The 24,215-nt window shown below is 70.6% G+C and carries 18 protein-coding genes; 15 read left to right on the top strand and 3 right to left on the bottom strand.

Features of this window, described 5'->3' with window-relative positions; genetic code table 11:
• The first annotated feature begins 9 nt into the window (after positions 1–9).
• The 3 genes from ID574_RS54305 to ID574_RS54295 are packed head-to-tail and all read left to right on the top strand — an operon-like array spanning position 10 to position 2,861.
• Positions 10–1,095: an S-(hydroxymethyl)mycothiol dehydrogenase gene (locus ID574_RS54305; RefSeq protein ID WP_188196943.1), complete on the top strand. Its 1,086-nt coding sequence runs from the start codon at positions 10–12 to the stop codon at positions 1,093–1,095.
• Positions 1,095–1,718, top strand: a complete 624-nt coding sequence (locus ID574_RS54300) for an MBL fold metallo-hydrolase (protein ID WP_188196942.1) — start codon at positions 1,095–1,097, stop codon at positions 1,716–1,718. The genes ID574_RS54305 and ID574_RS54300 overlap by 1 nt, the downstream gene beginning before the upstream one ends.
• 27 nt (positions 1,719–1,745) lie before the next feature.
• Positions 1,746–2,861: an aromatic ring-hydroxylating oxygenase subunit alpha gene (locus tag ID574_RS54295; protein WP_223168072.1), complete on the top strand. Its 1,116-nt coding sequence runs from the start codon at positions 1,746–1,748 to the stop codon at positions 2,859–2,861.
• On the opposite strand, the gene ID574_RS54290 is transcribed toward ID574_RS54295, so the two are convergent.
• Positions 2,858–3,631: an IclR family transcriptional regulator gene (locus ID574_RS54290; protein ID WP_223168071.1), complete on the bottom strand. Its 774-nt coding sequence runs from the start codon at positions 3,629–3,631 to the stop codon at positions 2,858–2,860. The genes ID574_RS54295 and ID574_RS54290 overlap by 4 nt on opposite strands.
• A 127-nt stretch (positions 3,632–3,758) precedes the next feature.
• Here ID574_RS54290 and betA point away from each other — a divergent pair, with 127 nt between their 5' ends.
• On the top strand, positions 3,759–5,399 hold the full coding sequence (gene betA / locus ID574_RS54285) for a choline dehydrogenase (RefSeq protein WP_188196941.1): 1,641 nt from the start codon (positions 3,759–3,761) through the stop codon (positions 5,397–5,399).
• Between the two features lie 49 nt (positions 5,400–5,448).
• Here the strand turns inward: betA and purU are convergent, their stop codons facing one another.
• The gene (gene purU, locus ID574_RS54280) at positions 5,449–6,312 is read right to left on the bottom strand and encodes a formyltetrahydrofolate deformylase (protein WP_188196940.1); all 864 of its coding nucleotides are present in this window, start codon (positions 6,310–6,312) and stop codon (positions 5,449–5,451) included.
• Positions 6,313–6,537: 225 nt separating this feature from the next.
• Between purU and ID574_RS54275 the strand changes: the two genes are divergently transcribed.
• The 11 genes from ID574_RS54275 to ID574_RS54225 all read left to right on the top strand — a co-directional run bounded on the left by ID574_RS54275 (position 6,538) and on the right by ID574_RS54225 (position 22,210).
• Entirely contained in the window at positions 6,538–7,998 is a 1,461-nt protein-coding gene (locus ID574_RS54275) for an aldehyde dehydrogenase family protein (protein ID WP_188196939.1), read from the top strand.
• A gap of 24 nt (positions 7,999–8,022) precedes the next feature.
• On the top strand, positions 8,023–9,084 hold the full coding sequence (locus tag ID574_RS54270) for a quaternary amine ABC transporter ATP-binding protein (RefSeq protein ID WP_188196938.1): 1,062 nt from the start codon (positions 8,023–8,025) through the stop codon (positions 9,082–9,084).
• Positions 9,081–11,078: an ABC transporter permease subunit gene (locus ID574_RS54265; protein ID WP_188196937.1), complete on the top strand. Its 1,998-nt coding sequence runs from the start codon at positions 9,081–9,083 to the stop codon at positions 11,076–11,078. Before ID574_RS54270 ends, ID574_RS54265 begins: the two co-directional genes overlap by 4 nt.
• A 42-nt stretch (positions 11,079–11,120) precedes the next feature.
• A complete protein-coding gene (locus ID574_RS54260; RefSeq protein ID WP_188196936.1) occupies positions 11,121–12,101 on the top strand; it encodes an ABC transporter substrate-binding protein in 981 nt (326 codons plus the stop codon).
• 180 nt (positions 12,102–12,281) lie between these two features.
• On the top strand, positions 12,282–14,684 hold the full coding sequence (locus ID574_RS54255) for a GcvT family protein (RefSeq protein ID WP_188196935.1): 2,403 nt from the start codon (positions 12,282–12,284) through the stop codon (positions 14,682–14,684).
• A gap of 13 nt (positions 14,685–14,697) precedes the next feature.
• Positions 14,698–15,954, top strand: coding sequence for a serine hydroxymethyltransferase (gene glyA, locus ID574_RS54250; protein WP_188196934.1), 1,257 nt, complete (start codon positions 14,698–14,700; stop codon positions 15,952–15,954).
• Positions 15,951–17,183 carry a sarcosine oxidase subunit beta family protein gene (locus ID574_RS54245; protein ID WP_188196933.1) on the top strand — a complete coding sequence of 411 codons (1,233 nt, stop codon included), beginning with the start codon at positions 15,951–15,953 and terminating at the stop codon, positions 17,181–17,183. The genes glyA and ID574_RS54245 overlap by 4 nt, the downstream gene beginning before the upstream one ends.
• A gap of 9 nt (positions 17,184–17,192) precedes the next feature.
• On the top strand, positions 17,193–17,471 hold the full coding sequence (locus ID574_RS54240) for a sarcosine oxidase subunit delta (RefSeq protein ID WP_188196932.1): 279 nt from the start codon (positions 17,193–17,195) through the stop codon (positions 17,469–17,471).
• Positions 17,468–20,278 (top strand): sarcosine oxidase subunit alpha family protein, encoded by a 2,811-nt coding sequence (locus ID574_RS54235; protein WP_188196931.1) that lies wholly within the window; start codon positions 17,468–17,470, stop codon positions 20,276–20,278. Before ID574_RS54240 ends, ID574_RS54235 begins: the two co-directional genes overlap by 4 nt.
• Positions 20,271–20,837, top strand: coding sequence for a sarcosine oxidase subunit gamma (locus tag ID574_RS54230; protein WP_188196930.1), 567 nt, complete (start codon positions 20,271–20,273; stop codon positions 20,835–20,837). The genes ID574_RS54235 and ID574_RS54230 overlap by 8 nt, the downstream gene beginning before the upstream one ends.
• Positions 20,834–22,210 carry an L-serine ammonia-lyase gene (locus ID574_RS54225; protein WP_188196929.1) on the top strand — a complete coding sequence of 459 codons (1,377 nt, stop codon included), beginning with the start codon at positions 20,834–20,836 and terminating at the stop codon, positions 22,208–22,210. The genes ID574_RS54230 and ID574_RS54225 overlap by 4 nt, the downstream gene beginning before the upstream one ends.
• Positions 22,211–22,312: 102 nt before the next feature.
• On the opposite strand, the gene ID574_RS54220 is transcribed toward ID574_RS54225, so the two are convergent.
• Entirely contained in the window at positions 22,313–24,169 is a 1,857-nt protein-coding gene (locus ID574_RS54220; RefSeq protein ID WP_188196928.1) for a PA domain-containing protein, read from the bottom strand.
• Positions 24,170–24,215: the final 46 nt, after the last annotated feature.

Below are 24,215 nucleotides of genomic sequence, written 5' to 3'. Positions count from 1 at the left end.
GAGTAAGACATGGCTCATGAAGTACGCGGCGTGGTCGCGACGGGCAAGGGCAAGCCGGTCAGCCTGGAGACGATCCTCGTGCCGGATCCGGGCCCGGGCGAAGCGCTGGTGAAGGTGCAGACCTGCGGCGTCTGCCACACCGACCTGCACTACCGTGAAGGCGGCATCAGCGACGACTACCCGTTCCTGCTCGGCCACGAGGCCGCCGGTGTGGTGGAGGCCGTCGGCCCCGGCGTCGCCGACGTCGCGCCCGGCGACTTCGTCATCCTCAACTGGCGCGCCGTGTGCGGGTCCTGCCGTTCCTGTCTCAGGGGCCGCCCGCAGTACTGCTTCAACACCCACAACGCCACCCAGAAGATGACGCTGGCGGACGGCACGCCGCTCAGCCCCGCCCTGGGCATCGGCGCGTTCGCCGAGAAGACGCTGGTGGCCGCGGGCCAGTGCACGAAGGTCGACCCGGCCGCCTCCCCGGCCGCCGCCGGACTCCTCGGGTGCGGCGTGATGGCCGGCCTCGGCGCGGCAGTGAACACCGGCGGCGTCGGCCGCGGCGACTCGGTCGCGGTCATCGGCTGCGGCGGCGTCGGCAACGCGGCGATCGCCGGGGCCCGGCTGGTCGGCGCCACCACGATCATCGCCGTCGACGTGGACGACCGGAAGCTCGACTGGGCTCGCGGCTTCGGCGCGACGCACACCGTCAACGCCAAGGAGAGCGACCCGGTCGAACGGATCAGGGAGCTCACCGGCGGTTTCGGCGCGGACGTGGTGATCGACGCGGTCGGCCGGCCGGAAACGTACAAGCAGGCGTTCTACGCCCGCGACCTGGCCGGGACCGTGGTGCTCGTGGGCGTCCCCACTCCCGAGATGACGCTCGATTTGCCGCTCCTCGACGTCTTCGGCCGCGGCGGCGCGCTCAAGTCCAGCTGGTACGGCGACTGCCTGCCGAGCCGCGACTTCCCCATGCTGATCTCCCTCTACCTGCAGGGCCGCTTCGACCTCGACGCGTTCGTCACCGAGACCATCGGCCTGGGCGACGTCGAGGAGGCCTTCACCAAGATGCACCACGGCGAGGTGCTGCGCTCCGTGGTGGTGCTGTGATGCGGATCGAGCGCCTGGTCACCTCCGGCACCTTCAGCCTGGACGGCGGCACGTGGGACGTCGACAACAACGTCTGGCTGCTGGGTGACGACGACCAGGTCCTCGTCGTCGACGCGGCCCACGACGCCGCGGCGATCGCACGTGCCGTGGGCGACCGCCGGGTCACCGGGATCGTCTGCACGCACGCCCACAACGACCACGTCGACGCCGCGCCCGAGCTGGCCGCGCGCACGGGGGCGCCGGTGCTGCTGCACCCGGACGACGAGGTGCTCTGGAAGCTCGCGCACCCCTCCGCGTCGCCGGACCGGCCGCTGGTGAACGGGCAGATCCTGCGCCTCGGGGACTGCGCCGTCCACGTCCTGCACACCCCCGGGCACGCCCCGGGAGCCGTGTGCCTGTACGTGCCCGAGCTCGGCGCGCTGTTCTCCGGCGACACCCTCTTCCAGGGTGGACCGGGAGCCACGGGCAGGTCGTACAGCGACTTCCCCACGATCATCTCGTCCATCAGCCAGACCCTGCTCACGCTCCCCGCCGAGACGGTGGTGCACACCGGGCACGGCGACGACACCACCATCGGAGCCGAGGCTCCGCAGCTAGAGGACTGGATCCGCCGAGGGCACTGACCCGGCCCGTACCCAGAGGAGACTTCCGTGACCACCGCAACGACCTCCAGCGTGATCCCCACCCTGCCGGGCCGCTACTACACCGATCCGGAGATCTTCGCGCTGGAGCAGAAGGAAATCTTCGAGGCGATGTGGTTCTGCGCGGTACGCTCGTCCGACGTGCCCAAGCCGGGGTCGTTCAGGACGGTGCAGGTCGGCACCGAGAATCTGATCATCAGCCGGGCGCGTGACGGGTCGATCCGGGCCTTCTACAACGTCTGCCGGCACCGCGGCGCGACCCTGTGCACGGAGGAGTCCGGCGAGGTCAAGCGGGCCTTCCAGTGCCCCTACCACGCGTGGACGTACGACCTGGACGGCAAGCTGATCGCGGCGCCCAACCTGACCAAGATGGCCGACCTGGACCGGGTGAAGTACGGGCTGGTGAAGGTGCACGTCCGGGAATGGCTCGGCTACGTGTGGGTCTGCCTGGCCGACGACCCGCCGTCGTTCGAGCAGGACGTGCACGGCGCGGTGGCCGAGCGGCTGGGCGCGCTCGAGCTGATCGACAACTACGACGTGGCGAACCTGGAGGTCGGCCGGCGGATCGTCTACGACGTCAAGGCCAACTGGAAGCTCATCGTCGAGAACTTCATGGAGTGCTACCACTGCGCCACGATCCACCCTGAGCTGACCGAGGTGCTGCCGGAGTTCGCCGACGGGTACGCCGCTCAATACTTCGTCGGCCACGGCGCGGAGTTCGGCGAGCAGATCGAGGGCTTCACCGTGGACGGCTCGGAGGGGCTCGACCGCATCCCGACGCTGAGAGATGACCAGGACCGGCGCTACTACGCGATCACCATCAAGCCGCAGGTCTTCGTCAACCTGGTGCCCGACCACGTCATCCTGCACCGCATGTTCCCCCTCGCCGTCGACCGCACGGTGGTCGAGTGCGACTGGCTCTACCTGCCGGAGGTCGTGGCCAGTGGCAAGGATCTGAACAAGTCGGTCGAGCTCTTCCACCGGGTCAACGAACAGGACTTCGACGCCTGCGAGCGCTGCCAGCCCGCGATGAGCTCGCGCACGTACCGCGACGGCGGCGTCCTGGTGCCCAGCGAGCACCACATCGGCGCCTTCCACGAATGGGTCCAGGACCGGGTCGGCTAACCCGCGTAGCCGAGCCGCCGGCTGATCTCGTCGGCCCCGCCGATGAGGAGGGGCGCGAACTCCTGGATGCGCTCGAGGCTGAAGCGGTAGGCGGGCCCGGAGGCGCTGACCGCGGCGACGACCTCGCCGTGGTAGGCGCGGATGGGCGCCGCCATGGTGTTGAGCCCGTCCTCCAGCTCCTCCAGGCAGAAGGCGAAGCCCGCCTGGCGCGCCTCGGCGAGCTGCTTCTCCAGCGCGTCGACGTCGATGATCGTCCGGGCCGTGAGGCCGTCCAGCGTCACCTCCGACAGCAGCCGGGCGCGCTCTTGGTCGTCGAGGTGGGCGAGCAGCACCTTGCCGCTGGAGGTGGCGTGCAGCGGGGTGATCTGGCCGACCCAGTTGTAGGCGGTGACCGCCGACGGGCCGCGGACCTGGTCGAGGTTGACCGCGTACGTGGAGCGGAGCACGGCGATGTTCACCGTCTCGCCGATCTCCTCGGCCAGCCGGTGGCAGACCGGCCGGGCCCGCTGGATGATGTCCATCTGCGTGCTGACCCCGCCCGCCAGCCGGATGATGCCGAAGCCGAGGCGATATTTGCCGCGGTCCTCGGCCTGCTCCACCAGGCCGCGCGCCTCCAGCGCGCCGAGCAGCCGGAAGGCGGTCGACTTGTGGACGTCGATCTCCGCGGCGACCTCGCTCACGCCGGCCTCGCCCCGGCGGGACAGGATCTCCAGCACACTGATCGCCCTGTCGACGGACTGCACGCCCCCGCTGCCCGAGTCGTTGCTCATAGCGAAACTGTAAGTGCTACGGGGAACCTGCGTCGAACGTACGACCAAAAGATCTCATGTTGCATCTAGTGAAACACGGTGCGTATAGCGATACGATTCGGTGAAACGTGCGATGAGACGAGGCACTATGACGTCACACCAGTACGACTTCGTCATCGTCGGAGGCGGCTCGGCGGGCTGCGCCCTGGCCAACCGGCTCTCCGCGGACCCTGCCACGCGCGTGCTGGTCCTGGAGGCCGGCCGCCCGGACTATCCGTGGGACGTGTTCATCCACATGCCCGCGGCCCTGCCGTTCCCCATCGGCAACCGCTTCTACGACTGGCAGTACGAGTCCGAGCCCGAGCCTCACATGCACGGCAGGCGGATCTACCACGCCCGGGGGAAGGTGCTCGGCGGCTCCAGCAGCATCAACGGCATGATCTTCCAGCGGGGCAACCCGATGGACTACGAGCGCTGGGGCGCCGACCCCGGGATGAAGAACTGGGACTACGCCCACTGCCTGCCCTACTTCAAGCGGATGGAGAACTGCCTGGCCGACCCGGGCACCCCCTTCCGCGGCCATGACGGGCCCCTGGCGCTGGAGCGCGGGCCCGCGACCACGCCGCTCTACACGGCGTTCTTCGAGGCCGTCCAGCAGGCAGGCTACCCGCTCACCGACGACGTCAACGGCTACCGTCAGGAGGGCTTCGCCCGCTTCGACCGCAACATCCGCCGCGGCCGGCGGCTCAGCGCCGCCCGCGCCTACCTGCACCCGGTGCTCAAGCGCCCGAACCTCACGGTCAAGACCCGCGCGTTCGTGTCGAGGGTTCTCTTCGAGGGCACGCGGGCGGTCGGCGTGGAGTACGACGGCGGCACCGTACGCGCCAAAGAGGTCATCCTGTGCGGCGGCGCCATCAACTCGCCGCAGCTGCTGCAGCTGTCGGGCGTCGGCAACGCGCGTGAGCTGTCCGCGCTGGGCATCGGCGTGGTGCACGACCTGCCGGGCGTCGGCGAGAACCTGCAGGACCACCTGGAGGTCTACATCCAGCACGGCTGCTCCGAACCGGTCTCGATGCAGCCCAACCTGCAGAAGTGGCGCCATCCGTGGATCGGCGCGCAGTGGCTCTTCCTGCGCAAGGGGCCAGGGGCGACCAACCACTTCGAGGCCGGCGGCTTCGTCCGCAGCAACGACGACGTCGACTATCCCAACCTGATGTTCCACTTCCTGCCCATCGCGGTCCGCTACGACGGCTCGGCGCCCGCGGGCGGGCATGGCTACCAGGTGCACGTCGGGCCGATGTACTCCGATGCCCGCGGCTCGGTGAAGATCAAGAGCGCCGACCCCCGGCAGCACCCCGCCCTGCGGTTCAACTATCTGTCCACCGCGCAGGACCGCCGGGAGTGGGTGGAGGCCGTCCGGGTGGCCAGGAGCATCCTCGGGCAGCCCGCGCTGGCCGAGTTCAGCACCGGGGAGCTGTCGCCGGGGCCGTCCGTCGAGACCGACGAGGAGATCCTCGACTGGGTCGCGAAGGACGGCGAGACGGCCCTGCACCCGTCCTGCACGGCCAGGATGGGGATCGACGAGATGTCCGTGGTGGACCCGGAGACCATGCGCGTGCACGGCGTCGACGGGCTGCGCGTGGTGGACGCCTCGGTCATGCCGTACGTCACCAACGGCAACATCTACGCGCCGGTCATGATGCTGGCGGAGAAGGCGGCCGACCTGATCCTCGGCAACACCCCGCTCCCGCCCGAGACCGTCGAGTTCTACCGGCACCAGAAGAAGTGAAAAGGAGGCGGTGCGGGACGCCCCCCACCGCCTCCTGCTCGTGCGTCGGTCAGCGGAAGACGACCGTGCGGTCGCCGTTGAGCAGCACCCGGTGCTCGCTGTGCCACTTCACGGCACGGGCCAGCACGTGGGCCTCGACGTCCCGGCCGGCCGCGATCAGGTCGTCGGGGTCGAGTTCGTGGTCCACCCTGGCGACGTCCTGCTCGATGATCGGACCCTCGTCGAGGTCGGCCGTGACGTAGTGCGCGGTCGCGCCGATGAGCTTCACCCCGCGCTCGTGGGCCTGGTGGTACGGCTTGGCGCCCTTGAACCCCGGCAGGAAGGAGTGGTGGATGTTGATGGCCCGGCCTTCCAGGCGCTTGCATGTCTCGTCCGACAGGATCTGCATGTAGCGGGCGAGCACCACGAGGTCCACGTCGTACTTCTCGACCAGCTCCAGCACCCTGGCCTCCGCCTCGGCCTTGGTCTCGGGCGTCACCGGCACGTGGTGGAACGGCACGCCGTAGGAGGCCGCGAGCGGCTCCAGGTCGGGATGGTTGGAGACGATCGCGGGGATCTCGATGTTCAGCCCGCCCACCTGGCGGCGGAAGAGCAGGTCGTTCATGCAGTGGCCGAACTTCGACACCATGATGAGCGACCTGGTGGGGGTCGCGGCGTCGTTGAGCCGCCAGGTCATCTGGAAGGAGTCGGCGACGTAGGTGAAGCCGGCGCGCAGCTCCTCCAGCCCGTGCTGGGCCGTGAAGTGCACGCGCATGAAGAAGCCGCCGCCCCTGCGGTCGTTGAACTGCTTGCTCTGCAGCATGTTGCCGCCGTGCTGCACCAGGAAGCTGGTCACGGCGTACACGATGCCTGGCTTGTCGGTACAGGAGACCGTGAGGATGAACTCGCGTCCAGGATCGGGCCGAGGAGACATCGCACCCCCTAGTGTTGCGTATGGCGCAAAATGGTGACGTATACGCAACAGGGTCCATCTCCGGGGCCGCCTCAGTCAAGAGGGCATGCTGTGGCGCAGCGGAAATAACGGCGAGCGATTCGTCAAGTGATTTCTGCTAGCTCTTGACGAATGCCGGGAGAGCGGTCAATCCTGTTCCTCAATCAGCATTGACTTGCGCCATACGCAACGATCAAAGGTGTGCCGATGACCGATCTCTATATCGGCGGCACGTGGACCAAGCCGGCCGAAGGCGGACAGCGGGCCATTCACTCGCCTGCCGACGGCAGTCTCGTTACCACGGTCGCAGAAGCCACCGCGACCGACACCGTGGCGGCGATCCAGTCTGCCAGGCAGGCCTTCGACCGGGGCCCGTGGCCCGCCACCCCGGCCCGTGAGCGCGGCGCCCTGCTGTTCAGGGTGGCTGACCTGCTCGAGCGCGACCGCGCGGAGTTCGCCCGCGCCGAGTCAGGCGACACCGGCAAGCGCCTGGTGGAGAGCGAGTACGACGTCGACGACTCCGTCGCGTGCCTGCGCTACTTCGCCGGCGTGGCCGGCACCGACGCGGGCCGCGTGGTCGACACGGGGCGCGATGACGCGATCAGCCGCATCGTTTACGAGCCGGTCGGGGTGTGCGGCCTGATCACGCCGTGGAACTACCCGCTGCTGCAGGCCACCTGGAAGGTGGCGCCCGCACTCGCCGCCGGCGACACCTTCGTGCTGAAGCCCAGCGAGCTGACCCCGAGCACCGCGATCCTGCTGATGCGCGCGCTGGAGGAGGCCGGCCTGCCGGCGGGCGTCGCCAACCTGGTCCTGGGCGCCGGGCCGGCGGCGGGCGCGCCGCTCGCCGAGCACCCGGACGTGGACCTGGTGTCGTTCACCGGCGGTGTCGACACCGGACGGCGGATCATGGCGGCGGCCTCCGCCACGGTCAAGCGCGTGGCGCTGGAGCTGGGCGGCAAGAACCCGAACATCGTCTTCGCCGACGCGGACTTCGAGACCGCGGTCGACTTCGCGCTCACCGCCGTGTTCCTGCACTCCGGCCAGGTCTGCTCGGCCGGGGCCCGGCTGCTGGTGGAGGACTCGCTGCACGACGCGTTCGTCGACGAGGTCGTCCGGCGCGCGGAGCTGATCCGGCTGGGCGGGCCGTTCGACCCCGAGGCCCACACCGGCCCGCTCATCTCCGCCGCGCACCTGGCCAAGGTCGAGGAGTACGTGGCGGCGGGGGTCGCCGAGGGCGCCGTCCTGCGCTGCGGGGGACACCGGCTCGACGGCCCCGGCTTCTTCTACCGGCCCACCGTGCTGGACGAGTGCAAGCAGGGCATGCGCGTGGTCCGCGAGGAGTCGTTCGGCCCGGTGCTCACCGTGGAGCGCTTCACCACCGAGGACGAGGCCGTCGGCCTGGCCAACGACACCGAGTACGGCCTGGCGGGCGCCGTATGGACCCAGGACGCCGGCAAGGCGCAGCGGGTGGCGGGCCGGCTGCGGCACGGCACGGTGTGGATCAACGATTACCACCCTTACGTACCCCAGGCCGAGTGGGGTGGCTTCAAGCAGTCGGGCATCGGCCGCGAGCTCGGACCGACCGGCCTGGACGAATATCGCGAGATCAAGCATGTGTGGCAGAACACCCGCCCGCGCCCCCAGCGGTGGTTCCCAGCGAACTGACGCTCCGACGACCAAGAGGTAGTCATGACCGTGCCGTCAGTGGCCGAACGTAGTGGACTCGACATCGACGCCCCTCCCGTCCTGTCCGTGCGCGGACTGTGGAAGGTGTTCGGCCCCAAGGCCGAGAGCGTCGTCGGCAGCTCGCTCACGCGTAAGGAGCTCAAGGAGCAGACCGGCTGCGTCGCCGCCGTCCGCGACGTCTCGTTCGAGGTGCGCCGGGGCGAGGTCTTCGTCGTCATGGGCCTGTCCGGCTCGGGCAAGTCCACCCTCGTTCGCTGTCTGACCCGGCTGATCGAGCCCACGGCCGGCGAGGTCCTGCTCGACGGCGAGGACGTGCGCAAGGCCGACCACCGCCGGCTGCGCGAGCTGCGCAGGCACCGCATGGCCATGGTCTTCCAGCACTTCGGCCTGCTGCCGCATCGGTGCGTGCTCGACAACGTCGCCTTCGGGCTCGAGATCCGCGGGGTCGCCAAACAGGACCGGTACGCGCGCGCCCGCGAGGTGGTCGCCCTGGTCGGACTCAATGGCTTCGAGAACTCCTACCCCGACCAGCTCTCCGGCGGCATGCAGCAGCGCGTCGGCCTGGCGCGGGCGCTCGCGGCCGACCCCGAGGTGCTGCTGTTCGACGAGCCGTTCTCGGCGCTGGACCCGCTGATCCGGCGCGAGATGCAGAACGAGGTCATCCGGCTGCACCACGAGGTGGGCAAGACGATGGTCTTCATCACCCACGACCTCGCCGAGGCGCTCAAACTCGGCGACCGGATCCTCATCATGCGCGACGGCGAGCTCGTCCAGGTGGGCACGCCCGACCAGGTGGTGGGAGCGCCGGCCGACGACTACGTCAGGGACTTCGTCAGCGACGTCCCACGCTCGCACGTGCTGACGCTCCGGTGGATCATGCGCCCGCCGCAGTCCGGTGAGCCGCTCGACGGGCCCGAGCTCGGCCCCGACGTGGTCATCCGGGACGCCGTCCACGCCGTGCTGTCCGCCGATCGGCCGGTGCGCGTCACGGACGGAGGGAGCCTGCTCGGCGTGGTCACCAGCGCGGAGATGCTCGAGGTGATCGCCGGGGGTCAGGACCGATGACGGCCGCCTCCGCCACGACCTCGTTCGCCGCCCGGCTGCCCGCCCGCCGGTACCTGGTCGCCCTGGTGATCGCCTTCTGGGCGGCGGGCTGGGTGCTGCTGCGCGGGCGCGACACGCTGGCGCTCGGCGGAGCCGAGCTGACGCCGCTCCACTCCTGGCTCAACGCGGCGATGGACGCCATCGACGACAGCCGCAACAGCAATCCGATCTTCCTTTACTTCATCAACTACATCCGGCTCTTCCTCGACGAGGCCGTGACGTTCGTCCAGGCCCTCATCAGCCAGCCGGCCATGGACCGGCCGCTCCCCGTGCTCGGCTGGCTCGGCGTGGTCGGCCTGGCCACCGCGATCGCCCTGCTCTACGGCAACGTGCGGGTGGCGCTGCTGACCGCCGCAGGCTTCCTCTCCTTCGGCGTGCTCGGCCTCTGGCAGGAGAGCATGGACACGCTGGCGCTCACGCTGACCGCGGTGGCGTTGTCGCTGGCCGTCGGTGTCCCGCTCGGGGTGTGGGCGGGCCTGAGCGACCGGTTCCACCGGCTGGTCACCCCCGTGCTCGACTTCATGCAGACCATGCCGACGTTCGTCTATCTGGCGCCGCTCACCCTGTTCTTCCTCATCGGCCCCGCCAGCGCGACGGTCGCCACGATGATCTACGCGATCCCGCCGGCCATCCGGATCACCGCGCACGGCATCCGGCAGGTCTCGCCCGACACGCTGGAGGCAGGCGCCTCGCTCGGCGCCACCTCCGCCCAGGCGCTGCGGCACGTGCGGCTGCCGATGGCCAGGCAGACGATCATCGTCGGCGTCAACCAGACCATCATGGCCGCCCTGTCCATGGCGACCATCGCGGCGCTCATCGACGCGCCTGGCCTGGGCCAGACGGTCCTGAAGGCGCTGCAGACGCTCGACGTCGGCACCGCGTTCAACGCCGGGCTGGCCATCGTCATCATGGCGGTGGTGCTCGACCGGGTGACCTCGGCGGCCAGCCGCCGCGTGGAGGCCGCACGCCGGGCCGGGCGGTTGCGCACGGTGCGGGGCCGCCGCCTGGAGGTGGCGGGCGTCCTCGGCGTCGCCGCCGTGCTGGGCTACCTGTCCTACACCTACGTCTGGGCGGCGGAGTTCCCGATCGAGGCCAACCTCGGCTCGTACGTGCGCCGCGCCGCCGACGCCGTGAGCCTGTGGGCGCAGGACAACCTGGTCGCCTACACCGACATCGTCAAGAACCTGCTCACCAACGGCCTGCTCAACCCGTTCCAGACGGTGCTGGCCGGCTCTCCCTGGTGGCTCGTCACCGCGGTCGCCGTGGCCGTCGCCCTGCTGGTGGGCAGCGCGCGGGCCGCGCTGGTCACCGCGGTGGGCCTGCTGCTGGTGGTGGTGCTCGGGCTGTGGCAGGACAGCATGGTCACGCTCGCCTCGACGCTCGTCGCGACCGTCCTGGTCATGCTGCTCGGCATGGTGGCCGGGGTGTGGATGGGCCGCAGCGACCGGGCCGACATGGTGCTCCGGCCCGTGCTGGACGCGGGCCAGACCATGCCGGCCTTCGTCTACCTGGTGCCCATCCTCGGCCTGTTCGGCCCGACGCGGTTCACCGCGATCATCGCGGCCGTGGTGTTCGCGGCGCCGGTCGCCATCAAGCTGGTCGCCGAGGGCATCAGAGGCGTCTCCGCGACCACGGTCGAGGCCGCCACCTCGGCGGGGGCGAGCACCTGGCAGCTCATCTCCAAGGTGCAGCTGCCGATGGCGCGAAGCGCCGTGACGCTGGCGGCCAGTCAGGGACTCATCTACGTGCTCTCCATGGTGGTCGTCGGCGGCCTGGTCGGCGCGGGAGCGCTCGGCTACGACGTCGTGGCCGGATTCTCGCAGCACCAGCTGCGGGGCAAGGGGCTCGCCGCCGGGATCGCGATCGTCGTGCTCGGCATCGTGCTCGACCGCGTCATGCGGGCCGCCACCCAGCGCGCCGACCAGGCGGCGCACGGCGGATCACATCAGCACTGAAAGACACCGGCCGCCGGCCGGAGGGAAACACAGGAGGACCAGGTGTCAGTGACAAGAAGCGGAAAGGTACGGGCCGCCGTGCTCGTGACCGGCGCAGGCCTCCTGCTCACCGCGTGCGGAGGGGCGAAGGTCGGTGAGGCCCAGCCCGCGGCCGGCGGCGGTGGCGCGAAGGCCTGCGGCACCGTCAACCTCGCGATCAACCCGTGGGTGGGCTACGAGGCCAACGCCGCGGTGATCGCGTACGTCGCCGAGAAGCAGCTCGGCTGCAAGGTGGTCAAGAAGGACCTGAAGGAGGAGGTGGCCTGGCAGGGCTTCGGCACCGGCGAGGTCGACGCGGTCGTCGAGAACTGGGCTCACGACGACCTCAAGAAGAAGTACATCGAGGACCAGAAGGTCGCCGTGTCCGCCGGCCCGACCGGCAACAAGGGCGTCATCGGCTGGTACGTGGCGCCGTGGATGGCCAAGAAGTATCCCGACATCACCGACTGGAACAACCTCAACAAGTACGCCTCCCTGTTCAAGACCTCGGAGTCCGGCGGCAAGGGCCAGCTCCTCGACGGCGATCCCTCGTTCGTCACCAACGACGAGGCCCTGGTGAAGAACCTCAAGCTCGACTACAAGGTCGTGTACGCGGGCAGCGAGACGGCGCTCATCACCGCCTTCCGCCAGTCGGAGAAGCAGCAGAAGCCGATCATCGGCTACTTCTACGAACCGCAGTGGTTCCTCTCCGAACTCAGGCTGGTCAAGGTCAACCTGCCCGCCTACAAGGAGGGCTGTGACGCCGATCCGGAAAAGGTGGCCTGCGACTATCCGCCGTACGAGCTCGACAAGATCGTCAGCAAGAAGTTCGCGGACTCGGGCAGCCCCGCCTACACCCTGATCAAGAACTTCACCTGGACGAACGAGGACCAGAACCTCGTGGCGAAGTACATCGCCGAGGACAAGATGACGGCCGACGAGGCGGCCGCCAAGTGGGTGGCCGACAACCCCGACAAGGTCAAGGCCTGGCTGCCGAGCAGCTGAGATCCGCCCTTGCGCCCGGCCAGGTCGACGACTCGACCCGGCCGGGCGCGCGCGTGTCCGCCGGGGGCCGCAAATCGTACGGAATCCGACAGAACGCACCCTTGACACCTGGAACGCAGCGAGCGACGCTTGTTGCGAAAAGTGCGCTTGGTTGCATATATCGCAACAACGGAGGTGGCTATGACGGGCCCGAGCGTCGTCATCATCGGCGCGGGCGTGGTCGGCGCGGCTCTCGCCGACGAGCTGTCCGCCCGCGGCTGGACCGACGTGACCGTCGTCGACCAGGGAGACGTGCCCGCCACCGGCGGATCCTCCTCGCACGCCCCCGGTCTGGTGTTCCAGATCAACGGCTCGAAGACCATGACCGAGATGGCCCGCTACACCGTCGAGAAGTTCGTCGAGCTGGACAGCTTCCTCCAGGTCGGCGGGCTCGAGGTGGCCACCACTCCCGAGCGGCTCGCCGAGCTGCGCCGCCGCCAGGGCTGGGCCGCCTCCTGGGGGGTCGAGGCCCACCTGCTCTCACCCGAGGAGAGCGCGGCCAAGCACTCCCTCCTCGACGCCGGCAAGGTGCTCGGCGGGCTGTACATCCCCACCGACGGCCTGGCCAAAGCGGTCAAAGCGGTCGACGCGCAGCTCTCCCGGGCCCGGGAGCGCGGCGTGCGGGTGCTGCCCCGGCACGAGGTGCTGGACGTCAGGACCGAAGGCGGCCGGGTCACCGCGGTGGTGACCGATCAGGGCGAGATCCCCGCCGAGATCGTGGTGTGCTGCGCCGGGATCTGGGGCCCGCGGGTCGCCCGCATGGTCGGCATGCGGCTGCCGCTCACGCCGCTCGCCCACCAGCTCGCCTGGACGGGACAGGTGCCCGATCTGGCCGGTCAGACGGTCGAGGCCTCGCGGCCCATCCTCCGCCACCAGGACGCCGACCTGTACTACCGCGAGCGCTTCGACACCCTCGGCATCGGCTACTACGGCCACCGCCCCATGCCGGTCGACGCCGACGACATCCTGTCCGTCGACACCGCCGAGGTCATGCCGTCGGTGCTCACCTTCACCCCCGACGACTTCGCCGACGCCTGGTCGGAGACCCAGGAGCTGCTCCCGTCCACCCGCTCGGCCAAGATCGAGGAGGGTATCAACGGGCTGTTCTCCTTCACCACGGACCACCTGCCGCTGATGGGCGAGTCACCCGAGGTCAAGGGCTTCTGGGTGGCCGAGGCGGTCTGGGTCACCCACTCCGCCGGAGTCGGCCGGGCGATGGCCGAATGGCTCGTCGACGGCCACTGCACCTCGTTCGACCTGCACGAGTGCGACGTCAACAGGTTCGAGCCGCACCAGCTCGCGCCCGACTACGTGAAAGACCGCGGCTGCCAGAACTACGTCGAGGTCTACGACGTCATCCACCCGCTCCAGCCGATGGAGCATCCCCGCCCGTTGCGAACCAGCCCTTTCCACCCTCGCCAGCAGGAGCTCGGCGCGTTCTTCCTGGAGGCCTCCGGCTGGGAGCGCCCGCAGTGGTACGGCGCGAACGACCCGCTGCGGCAGGGCCGCGAGATCCCCGTCCCCGGCGACTGGGCGGCCCGGTACTGGTCGCCGATCGTCGGCGCGGAGGCGCAGGTCACCCGCCAGTCCGTCGCCATGTACGACATGAGCGCGCTCAAGCGGCTGGAGGTCAGCGGCCCGGGAGCCGTCGCCTTCCTGCAGCGCCTCACCACCGGTGACGTGGACAAGTCGGTCGGCTCCGTGACGTACTGCCTGCTGCTCGACACCGACGGCGGCATCCGCAGCGACGTCACCGTGGCCCGCCTCGGCCCGCAACACTTCCAGGTCGGCGCCAACGGCAACCTCGACCTCGACTGGTTCGAGCGGCACCGCCCCGCCGACGTGTTCGTCCGCGACGTCACTCCCGGCACGTGCTGCATCGGCGTCTGGGGGCCCAGGGCGCGCGACCTCGTCCAGCCGCTCACCACCACCGACCTGACCGCGCTGCGCTACTTCCGCGGCACCCGGACCTACATCGGCAACGTGCCCGTCACGATGCTCCGCCTGTCCTACGTCGGCGAGCTGGGCTGGGAGATCTACACCACCGCCGACCTCGGACTCAAGCTGTGGGACACCCTCTGGGAGGCGGGCCGGGACCACGGCGTCATCGCCGCCGGCCGCGGCGCCTTCACCAGCCTGCGGCTGGAGAAGGGGTACCGCTCCTTCGGCACGGACATGACGTTCGAGCACGACCCGTACGAAGCCGGTCTCGGGTTCGCGGTCAAGCTGGACAAAGGCGACTTCATCGGCCGCGACGCGCTGCTCGCCCGCAAGGAGTCGGTCACCCGCCGGCTCGCCTGCCTGCTCACCGGCGAGGTCGTCATGGGCAGGGAGCCGGTGTACGACGGCGAGCGCGCGGTCGGCTACGTCACCAGCGCCGCCTACGGATACACGATCGGCAAGGCCATCGCCTACGCCTGGCTGCCCGCCTCCCTCGCCACCCCGGGCCAGAGCCTCCACATCGGCTACTTCGACCGGCGCGTCGAAGCCGTGGTGGCCGAGGAGCCCCTGTTCGACCCGGCGATGACCCGGCTGCGCGGTTAGGAGAGGACGTCACATGATCGACACCCCGCTGGACGTGGTGGACCCGGAGGTCCACGCCGCCATCGAGGCGGAGCTGTCCCGGCAGCGCTCGACGCTGGAGATGATCGCGTCGGAGAACTTCGCGCCCCTTGCCGTCATGGCCGCCCAGGGCTCGGTGCTCACCAACAAATACGCCGAGGGCTACCCGGGCAGGCGCTACTACGGCGGTTGCGAGCACGTCGACGTGATAGAGCGGCTCGCCACCGACCGGGTCAAGGCGCTGTTCGGCGCGGAGGCGGCCAACGTGCAGCCGCACTCCGGTGCCCAGGCCAACGCCGCGGCCATGGCCGCCCTGCTGGAGCCCGGCGACACCATCCTCGGCCTCGACCTGGCCCACGGCGGCCACCTCACGCACGGCATGCGCATCAACTTCTCCGGACGCCTCTACCGGGTCGTCGCCTACCACGTACGCGAGAGCGACCACCTGGTCGACATGGACGAGGTCGAACGGCTGGCCCGCGAGCACCGGCCGAAGCTCATCATCGCCGGCTGGTCGGCCTACCCCCGGCAGCTCGACTTCGCGGCCTTCCGCCGGATCGCCGACGAGGTGGGCGCCTACCTCATGGTCGACATGGCGCACTTCGCCGGCCTGGTCGCGGCCGGCCTGCACCCCTCTCCCGTGCCGCACGCCCACGTGGTCACCACCACCACGCACAAGACCCTCGGCGGCCCGCGCGGCGGAGTGATCCTGTCCACCGAGGACCTCGCCAAGAAGATCAACTCCTCGGTGTTCCCGGGCCAGCAGGGCGGGCCGCTGGAACACGTCATCGCAGCCAAGGCCGTCGCCTTCAAGATCGCGGCCGAGGAGGCGTTCCGTGACCGGCAGCGGCGCACGCTGGAGGGCGCGCGCATCCTGGCCGACCGGCTGCTGGCCCCCGACGCCGTCGCCGCCGGGGTCAAGGTGCTCACCGGAGGCACCGACGTCCACCTCGTCCTGGTGGACCTGCGCGACTCCGAGCTGGACGGCAAGCAGGCCGAGGACCGGCTGCACGCCGCCGGCATCACGGTCAACCGCAACGCCGTGCCGTTCGACCCGCGCCCGCCGATGGTCACCTCCGGGCTGCGGATCGGCACGCCCGCCCTGGCCACGCGCGGCTTCGCCGCCGACGACTTCAAGGAGGTCGCCGACGTCATCGCGAGCGCCCTGACCCCGGGCGCCGACCTGTCGTTCCTGCGCGGCAGGGTCGAAGCCCTCGCCGGCAAGCACCACCTCTACGGAGAGGCCCGATGACCCCCCGTCCCCCCGGAGCCCACCTGCCCGAGCACCCCGACCGGCTGTGGAGCGCCGCCGAGCCCAAGGCCGCCTACGACGTGGTGATCGTCGGCGGTGGCGGCCACGGTCTGGCCACCGCCTACTACCTGGCCAAGAACCACGGCATCACCAACGTCGCGGTCGTGGAGCGCGGCTGGCTGGCCGGCGGCAACATGGCCCGCAACACCACCATCATCAGGTCCAACTACCTGTGGGACGAGAGCGCCGGCATCTACGAGCACGCGCTCAAGCTCTGGGAAGGGCTGGAGGAGGAGCTCGGCTACCCGCTGCTGTTCAGCCAGCGCGGTGTGCTCAACCTCGCGCACAGCCTCCAGGACGTCCGCGACAGCGTACGCCGGGTGGAGGCCAACCGGCTCAACGGCGTCGACGCCGAGTGGCTGGACGCCGCGCAGGTCAAAGAGGTCTGCCCGATCGTCAACGTCTCCCCGGACGTCCGCTACCCGGTGCTCGGCGCGACCTTCCAGCCGCGCGCGGGCATCGCCAAGCACGACCACGTCGCGTGGGGCTATGCCCGGGCCGCCGCGGCGCTCGGCGTCGAGTTCATCGAGAACTGCGAGGTCACCGGGCTGCGGGTGAGCGGCGGCCGGGTCACCGGCGTGGACACCACCCGCGGCGCGATCGCCGCCGGCCGGGTGGCGCTGTGCGCCGCCGGGCACACCTCGGTCGTCGCCGCCACGGCCGGCATCGACCTGCCGCTGCAGAGCCATCCGCTGCAGGCGCTGGTCTCCGAGCTGCTGGAGCCCGTGCACCCGACGGTCGTCATGTCCAACGCCGTCCACGTGTACGTCAGCCAGGCCCACAAGGGAGAGCTGGTGATGGGCGCGGGCATCGACGCGGCCAACTCCTACCGCCAGCGCGGCGCCTTCCACATCATCGAGCGGCAGATGGCCGCGGCGCTGGAGCTGTTCCCGGTCTTCGCCCGGGCGCACGTGCTGCGCACCTGGGGCGGCGTCGTGGACGTCTCGCCGGACGCCTCGCCGATCATCGGGCTGACCCCGGTCGACGGCCTGTACATCAACTGCGGGTGGGGCACCGGCGGCTTCAAGGCCACCCCCGGCGTGGGCTGGTGCTTCGCCCACACGGTGGCCCACGACGACCCGCACCCCCTCGCCGCTCCCTTCTCCCTTGACCGATTCGTCACCGGGGCGCTCGTCGACGAGCACGGCGCCGCCGCCGTCGCCCACTGAGGACGTCACATGCTGCTGATCCCTTGCCCGTGGTGCGGCCCTCGCGAGGAGGCCGAGTTCCACTACGGCGGCCAGGCCCACGTCGCCTACCCGGAGAACCCGGCCGCGCTCTCCGATGAGGAGTGGGCCCGCTACCTGTTCTTCCGCGACAACCCCAAGGGTGTGTTCGCCGAGCGCTGGAGCCACTCCGCCGGCTGCCGCCGCTGGTTCAACGCCCTGCGCGACACCGCGACCAACGAGATCCACGCCGTCTACCGCGTCGGCGAGCCGCGGCCGGTGACCTCATGAGGCGGGAGAACGGCGGCCGGATCGACCGCTCCCGAACCCTGCGCTTCCGGTTCGACGGGCAGGAGTACACCGGCCACCCCGGTGACACGCTCGCCTCCGCGCTGCTAGCGGGCGGCGTGCGCCAGATCGCCACGAGCGTCAAGCTGGGCCGCCCGCGCGGCGTGTTCTCCGCCGGCAGCGAGGAACCCAACGCGGTCGTCCAGATCGAGGAGCCGTTTCCGGAGCCGATGCTTCCCGCCACCACCGTCGAGCTCTACGACGGCCTGGTCGCGAGGAGCCTGGCCGGGCAGGGACGGCTCGCCACCGAGCCGGACCCGGCCCGGTACGACGCGGTCCACGCCCACTGCGACGTCCTCGTGGTCGGCGCCGGCCCGGCGGGGCTGGCCGCCGCCCGCGCCGCCGCCGGCGCCGGCGCCCGGGTCATCCTCGCCGACGAGCAGCCCGAGCCCGGCGGCGCCCTCCTCGGCTCGCCGGACGAGGTGGACGGCGTGCCCGGCGCCGAGTGGGCGGCCGCGACCGCGGCCCACCTGGAAGGGCTGCCCGACGTGCGGGTGCTGCGGCGCACCACCGTCTTCGGCTACTACGACGACAACTACCTGGTCGCCGTCGAGCGGCGGACCAACCACCTCGGCGCGGCGGCCCCCGCGCACGTGGCGCGCGAGCGGGTCTGGCGGATCAGGGCGCGGCAGGTGGTGCTGGCCACCGGCGCGCACGAGCGGCCGATCGCCTTCGCCGGCAACGACCTGCCCGGTGTGATGCTGGCCGGCGCGGCCCGCACCTACGTCCATCGATACGGGGTGCTGCCGGGCCGCCGGGCGGTGGTGTTCACCGCGAACGACAGCGCCTACGCCGCCGCCCTCGACCTGGCGGAGGCGGGCGTCGAGGTGGCGGCCATCGTGGACGTGCGGACCGCGCCCGGCGAGCGCTGGGCCGCCCGGGCGCGCGAGCGCGGCATCGAGCTCCTGGCCGGGCACGTGGTGACGGCCGCTCGGGGCGACGGGCAGCTCTCCTCGGTCCTGGTCGGCGCGACCGGCGACGGCGGCCGCTCGATCGACGCCGACCTGCTGCTCGTGTCCGGCGGGTGGAATCCGGTCGTGCACCTGTTCAGCCAGTCGGGCGGCACGCTCCGCTACGACGAGGCCCTTGGCACGCTCGTCCCGGGCGCCTCCCGTCAGGCGGTCCAGCCGGCGGGTGCCGCCGGAGGCGTGTTCACGCTGCCCGGCTGCCTGGCCGACGGCGCCGCCGCAGGCGCCCGCGCCGCCGGGCCGCACGCCGGGCCGCACGCCGCGGAGGCGCCCCGGGCGGCGGAGCCGGAGGCGACCAACGCGCCGGCGTACTGGCTGGTCCCGGCGAACGACTACTCGGCGCACTTCGTTGACCTGCAGCGGGACGTGACCGTGGCCGACATCCACCGGGCGACCGGCGCGGGACTGCGCTCCGTCGAGCACGTCAAGCGTTACACCACCGCCGGAACGGCCCACGACCAGGGCAAGACGTCCGGGCTGCTCACCTCGGCGGTCGTGGCCCACGCCCTCGGGACCTCGGTGGCCGAGCTGGGCACCACCACGTTCCGCGCGCCGTACCTGCCCGTGAGCTTCGCGGCGCTGGCCGGTCGCGACCGCGGCGCGCTGCACGACCCGGTCAGGGTGACGGCGCTGCACGAGTGGCACGTCGCCCACGGGGCACTGTTCGAGAACGTCGGCCAGTGGAAGCGGCCCTGGTACTACCCCCGCCCCGGCGAGGACATGGAGACCGCGGTGCTGCGCGAGTGCCGCGCCGCGCGCGAGAGCGTGGCGGCGATGGACGCCTCCACGCTCGGCAAGATCGACGTGATCGGGCCCGACGCCGGGGAGTTCCTGGACCGGCTCTACACCAACCTGATGAGCTCGCTGAAGGTCGGCTCCGTCCGCTACGGCGTGATGTGCCGGCCCGACGGGATGGTGCTCGACGACGGCACGGTCATCCGCCTGGCCGACGACCACTTCCTCGTCACCACCACGACGGGCAACGCGGCCATGGTGCTCGACTGGATGGAGGAGTGGCTGCAGACCGAGTGGCCCTCGCTGCGGGTCCACTGCACGTCCGTCACCGAGCAGTGGGCCACGGTCGCGCTCGTCGGCCCGAGGTCGCGCGAGGTGCTCGCCGGCCTCGCGCCCGGGCTGGCGGTGAGCGCGGCCGACTTCCCGTTCATGACCTGGCGGGAGGCGGACGTGGCCGGGATCCCGGCGCGGGTGTGCCGGATCAGCTTCTCCGGCGAGCTGGCGTTCGAGATCAACGTGACCTCCTGGGACGGCCTGCGCCTGTGGACGGCCATCATGGACACCGGGCTCGTGACCCCGTACGGCACCGAGACCATGCACGTGCTGCGCGCCGAGAAGGGCTATCCCATCGTCGGCCAGGACACCGACGGCACCGTCACCCCGCACGACCTGGGCATGTCGTGGGTGGTGTCGAAGAAGAAGCCCGACTTCATCGGCAAGCGCTCGTTCACGCGGGCCGACACCTCGCGGGCGGACCGCAAGCAGCTCGTCGGGCTGCTGCCGGAGGACCCGGGGTTCCTGCTGCCCGAGGGGACCCACCTGGTCTCCACGGCCACGCTGCCGGAGCCGCCCGTGCCCATGCTCGGCCACGTGACGTCCAGCTACCGCAGCGCCGCCCTGGGCCGCACGTTCGCCCTCGCCCTGGTGAAGGGCGGGCAGGGCCGGGTCGGGGAGCGGTTGTACGCACCCGTCGCCGGCACGCTGGTGCCCGTCACCGTCACCTCCCACGTCCTGTACGACCCGGAAGGAGCCCGCCGTGATGGCTGAGCGCAGGAGTCCGGCCGCGGCCCACGCCGACCGGTTCGAGGCCGCGTCGCGGGGAGAGGGGCTGCGGCTGGCGGAGCTGCCCTTCCTCACCCACGTCAACGTGCGGGTCGATCCGGCGAGCCCGGCGGCCGGGGACATCGCGGACGTGTTGGGAGCGCCGCTCCCGGAGGAGCCCTGCACCGCCGTCACCGCGGCCTCCGACATCACCGTGGCCTGGCTCGGCCCGGACGAGTGGCTGGTGGTCGCGCCGGAGGGTTACCAGCCCGAGCTCCTGCGCAAGGCGCTCGGCGAGCGGCACGGGTCCGTCGTCGACGTGTCGGCCCAGCGCACCACCCTGCTCGTGGCGGGTCCGCACGCGCGTGATCTGCTGGCCCACGGGTGCGCCCTCGACCTGCACCCGAGCGTGTTCGGCCCGGGCAGGTGCGCGCAGACCACGCTGGCGCGGGCCCAGGTCGTGCTGCTTCCCCGGCAGGACGGCTTCCTCGTGCTGGTCCGCTCGTCCTTCGCGGCCTACATGGCGGAGTGGCTCCTCGACGCGGCGACGGAATACGTGACATGAGCATCGGCGTCTTCGACCTGTTCAAGGTCGGCATCGGGCCGTCGAGCTCGCACACCGGCGGCCCGATGGCCGCCGGGCACAAGTTCGCACGGGGCCTGCACGACGACGGCCTCCTGCCGCGGGTGGCGCGTGTCGAGGCAATCCTGTACGGCTCCCTCGGTCTGACCGGCAAGGGCCACGGCAGCGACAAGGCCGTCCTGCTCGGCCTGTCGGGCGAGAAGCCCGAGCTCGTCAACGTGGACACGGTCGAGGACCGCCTGGCAGAAATGCGCTCCTCGGGCACGCTCCAGCTGTACGGCACACATGAGATCCCCTTCGTCGTCGGCGAGGACCTCGTCTTCGAACGCAAGATCAGCCTGCCCGGGCACCCCAACGGCATGCGCTTCACCGCCCTGGCCGCCGACGGATCGGTGCTGCGCGAGAAGGTCTACTACTCGGTGGGCGGCGGCTTCGTGGTGGACGAGAACGCCACCGGTGCCGACCGCATCAAGCCGGACGACACCGTCCTGCCCTATCCGTTCACCACCGCCGAGGACCTGCTCAAACACTGCTCCGCCACCGGCTTGTCGATCTCGGGGCTGATGCTGGAGAACGAGAAGGCCTTCGGACGCACCGAGCAGGACATCCGCGCCGGCATCCTGCGGCTGTGGCGGGTGATGTCGGAGAGCGTGCGGCGCGGCATCTCCAAGGAGGGCGTGTTGCCGGGCGGCCTGAAGGTCAGGCGGCGGGCCCACCAACTGCACCGCCGGCTGCAGGCCGAGCCCTCGGGCGCCGATCCGCTGCAGGCGATGGACTGGGTGTCGCTGTTCGCGCTGGCGGTCAACGAGGAGAACGCCGCAGGCGGCCGCATCGTCACCGCCCCCACCAACGGCGCGGCGGGCATCATCCCGGCGGTGCTGACGTACTACACGCGCCTCATCCCGGGCGCCGACGACGACGGGGTGATCCGCTTCTTCCTGACCGCCGCCGCCATCGGCGTGCTCTTCAAGGAGAACGCCTCCATCTCCGGCGCCGAGGTCGGCTGCCAGGGCGAGGTCGGCTCCGCCTGCTCGATGGCCGCCGCCGGGCTGACCGAGGCGCTCGGCGGCACCCCGGAGCAGGTGGAGAACGCCGCCGAGATCGGCATCGAGCACAATCTCGGACTGACCTGCGACCCGATCGGCGGCCTGGTGCAGATCCCGTGCATCGAGCGCAACGCGGTCGCCTCCATCAAGGCCATCACCGCCGCCCGCATCGCCCTGCGCGGCGACGGCCGCCACTTCGTCTCGCTGGACAAGGCCATCAAGACGATGCGCGACACCGGCCGGGACATGCTCGACAAGTACAAGGAGACCTCGCGCGGCGGCCTCGCGGTCAACGTCATCGAGTGCTAGGCCGGCTTCTACTATTCGCCTTAGTCACTGCGGGACGGCGCTGCCGCCCCGAGGGCAGGCTCGGAGCGGCAGCGCGTCTACTCGGTGCGAGGGCGCCGAGGGTCAGCCGCCGGTATAGCGGAAGATGTAGAGGCCGTGGTCGCGGTCGCTGGCGGCGACGTACTCCTGGCCGTCGTGCTCGAACACCTGCACGCCCCAGAAGTTGTTGCCTCCCTCGTCCACGAAGTGGCCCACCTCCTGGATCTTGCCGTCCACGATCCGCGTCACGCGCAAGCCCGCGGAGTAGTAGGAGAAGTAGGCGAGGTCCGCCTGCTTGGCGGAGGTCGCCACCTCGTGGACCGACAGGTCGCCGTGGCCTTCCGCGAAGGCCGGATCGTGCGCCTCGGGCACCGCGTAGGTGTCGAGTTCCTTCATCGTCCGCCGGTCGTACAGGTGCACGTACCCCCAGCCGTCGAAGTACGACGAGAAGGTGAGCGTGTCGCCGGTCGTGCCGAGCGGCACGGGAAGCTGCGCCGGGCCCGTGCCGGCGAGGCAGTCGGCGTTGCTGTACGGCTGGTTGAAGATCGCGAAGCCCTGGCCACGGGGCGCCACCCCGAAGGTCGGGATGTCTCCATGGACGTCCATGCCCAGGGCGGCGTCGCAGGCGTCGGTGCCGGTGCGGTTGAAGACGAGGATCGCGTCGTAGCCGCCGGCGGCGATGACCGCGGCGACCTTTTCGGTGAACGTGCACACGCCGCGCTCCACCACGGCGATGTCCTCGGCGTTGGGGTCACCGGCGGGGACGGCCGGGCTGCCCGGACAGGCCAGGCCGGCGAACTTGGCCACGCCCGTCAGCGTCTGTCCCGGCGTGAGCTTGGTGGTGCCGCTGCCCTGGCCTGCGCTGATCGCCGTGCCGTCGGTGAGGTTCGAGGTCTTCAACGCGTACGGGGAGAAGTCCTCGTCGGCGGCCAGGACGTATCTGTCGTCGAGGGTGAACTCGGCCTGGTGGGCGTTGCCCTCCGGCCTGACGCTCAGCCCGCTCTCGGCCGCCTCGGGGTCGGGGTCGGCGAAGGTGCTGTCGGCCAGCAGCGAGATGTTGCGCGGGTCGGTGACGTCGATCTGGACGTAGCCGCCGTCCCAGTACGACAGCAGCATGACCTGCCTGCCGCCGATCTCCTTCACCACCATGTCGTGCAGGAAGATCTCGTCGAGGCCGGGCTGCGTGATGCCGGGGAACTTCTCGTCGATGTCGTACTCTGCGATGACCGCAGGCTTCTTCGGGTTCGTGATGTCGAGGATGTCGACGTCGGGGCCTTCCTCGTTGTCCACGATGACGGCGTAGGCCTTGTTGCCGGCGTCCCAGGCGAAGACGCTGTGGATCTCGTTCGCGTCCTTCTTGCCGGCGCCCGCGACGGTCTCGTCGCCGATGCCGACCGCGAGGGGAGTCGGGTGGGCGGGGTCAGTGACGTCGTAGATGTTCAGGCCACCGACCCCGGTCTTGCCCTTGCAGACCTCGTTGTTCGTGACGAGGATGTCGCCGGTGAACGCCGGCGTGTCGACGCTCAGGGCCTGGACGCCCTCGCCGGGCGCGCTGCCTTCCTTCGCGACGATGAACGCGACTTCCTTCGGCTGGGCCGGGTTCTTGATGTCGACGACGTGCACGCCGTTGTACTTGCAGGTCGCGCCACCCCATGCGGCCAGGTAGGCGTAGCCCTCGTGGACGCCGACGTCGGCGATCTTCTCCGGCTCGACGTTCTTCAGTGCGAGCTTGCTGACGAGCTCGACGTTGGCCTTCGAGGCGGGCAGGTGGCCGTGATCGCCGCCGTGCTGGTGGTGGTTGTGTGTGATCTTCGCGTGGTCTATCGCGCCGTCGGAGCTGGTAGCCCCGTCGTGTGCGGCGGCGGGCGGCACCAGAGCCGCCAGGCTCGTGCCTACGGCGATGACCGCGGCTGCCGCAAGACGGCTGGCTTTGTGTCGCATCGGGGGTGTTCCTCCATTGGTGGCAGAGGACGAAATAAAGGGAACA

The sequence above is a fragment of the Nonomuraea sp. SYSU D8015 genome, from assembly GCF_008065375.1.
GTDB lineage: Bacteria > Actinomycetota > Actinomycetes > Streptosporangiales > Streptosporangiaceae > Nonomuraea.
Note: the sequence above shows the minus strand (reverse complement) of the source record. Positions and strands in the feature narration are given on the sequence as shown.

What these genes read in the sequence shown, in the direction of transcription:
- ID574_RS54270 (WP_188196938.1), top strand. Translation starts at nt 8,023, where the DNA reads ATGACCGTGCCGTCAGTGGCCGAACGTAGTGGACTCGACATCGACGCC.
- ID574_RS54235 (WP_188196931.1), top strand. Translation starts at nt 17,468, where the DNA reads ATGAGGCGGGAGAACGGCGGCCGGATCGACCGCTCCCGAACCCTGCGC.
- ID574_RS54275 (WP_188196939.1), top strand. Translation starts at nt 6,538, where the DNA reads ATGACCGATCTCTATATCGGCGGCACGTGGACCAAGCCGGCCGAAGGC.
- betA (WP_188196941.1), top strand. Translation starts at nt 3,759, where the DNA reads ATGACGTCACACCAGTACGACTTCGTCATCGTCGGAGGCGGCTCGGCG.
- purU (WP_188196940.1), bottom strand. Translation starts at nt 6,312, where the DNA reads ATGTCTCCTCGGCCCGATCCTGGACGCGAGTTCATCCTCACGGTCTCC.
- ID574_RS54300 (WP_188196942.1), top strand. Translation starts at nt 1,095, where the DNA reads ATGCGGATCGAGCGCCTGGTCACCTCCGGCACCTTCAGCCTGGACGGC.
- ID574_RS54255 (WP_188196935.1), top strand. Translation starts at nt 12,282, where the DNA reads ATGACGGGCCCGAGCGTCGTCATCATCGGCGCGGGCGTGGTCGGCGCG.
- ID574_RS54225 (WP_188196929.1), top strand. Translation starts at nt 20,834, where the DNA reads ATGAGCATCGGCGTCTTCGACCTGTTCAAGGTCGGCATCGGGCCGTCG.
- ID574_RS54290 (WP_223168071.1), bottom strand. Translation starts at nt 3,631, where the DNA reads ATGAGCAACGACTCGGGCAGCGGGGGCGTGCAGTCCGTCGACAGGGCG.
- ID574_RS54305 (WP_188196943.1), top strand. Translation starts at nt 10, where the DNA reads ATGGCTCATGAAGTACGCGGCGTGGTCGCGACGGGCAAGGGCAAGCCG.
- ID574_RS54245 (WP_188196933.1), top strand. Translation starts at nt 15,951, where the DNA reads ATGACCCCCCGTCCCCCCGGAGCCCACCTGCCCGAGCACCCCGACCGG.
- glyA (WP_188196934.1), top strand. Translation starts at nt 14,698, where the DNA reads ATGATCGACACCCCGCTGGACGTGGTGGACCCGGAGGTCCACGCCGCC.
- ID574_RS54220 (WP_188196928.1), bottom strand. Translation starts at nt 24,169, where the DNA reads ATGCGACACAAAGCCAGCCGTCTTGCGGCAGCCGCGGTCATCGCCGTA.
- ID574_RS54265 (WP_188196937.1), top strand. Translation starts at nt 9,081, where the DNA reads ATGACGGCCGCCTCCGCCACGACCTCGTTCGCCGCCCGGCTGCCCGCC.
- ID574_RS54230 (WP_188196930.1), top strand. Translation starts at nt 20,271, where the DNA reads ATGGCTGAGCGCAGGAGTCCGGCCGCGGCCCACGCCGACCGGTTCGAG.
- ID574_RS54240 (WP_188196932.1), top strand. Translation starts at nt 17,193, where the DNA reads ATGCTGCTGATCCCTTGCCCGTGGTGCGGCCCTCGCGAGGAGGCCGAG.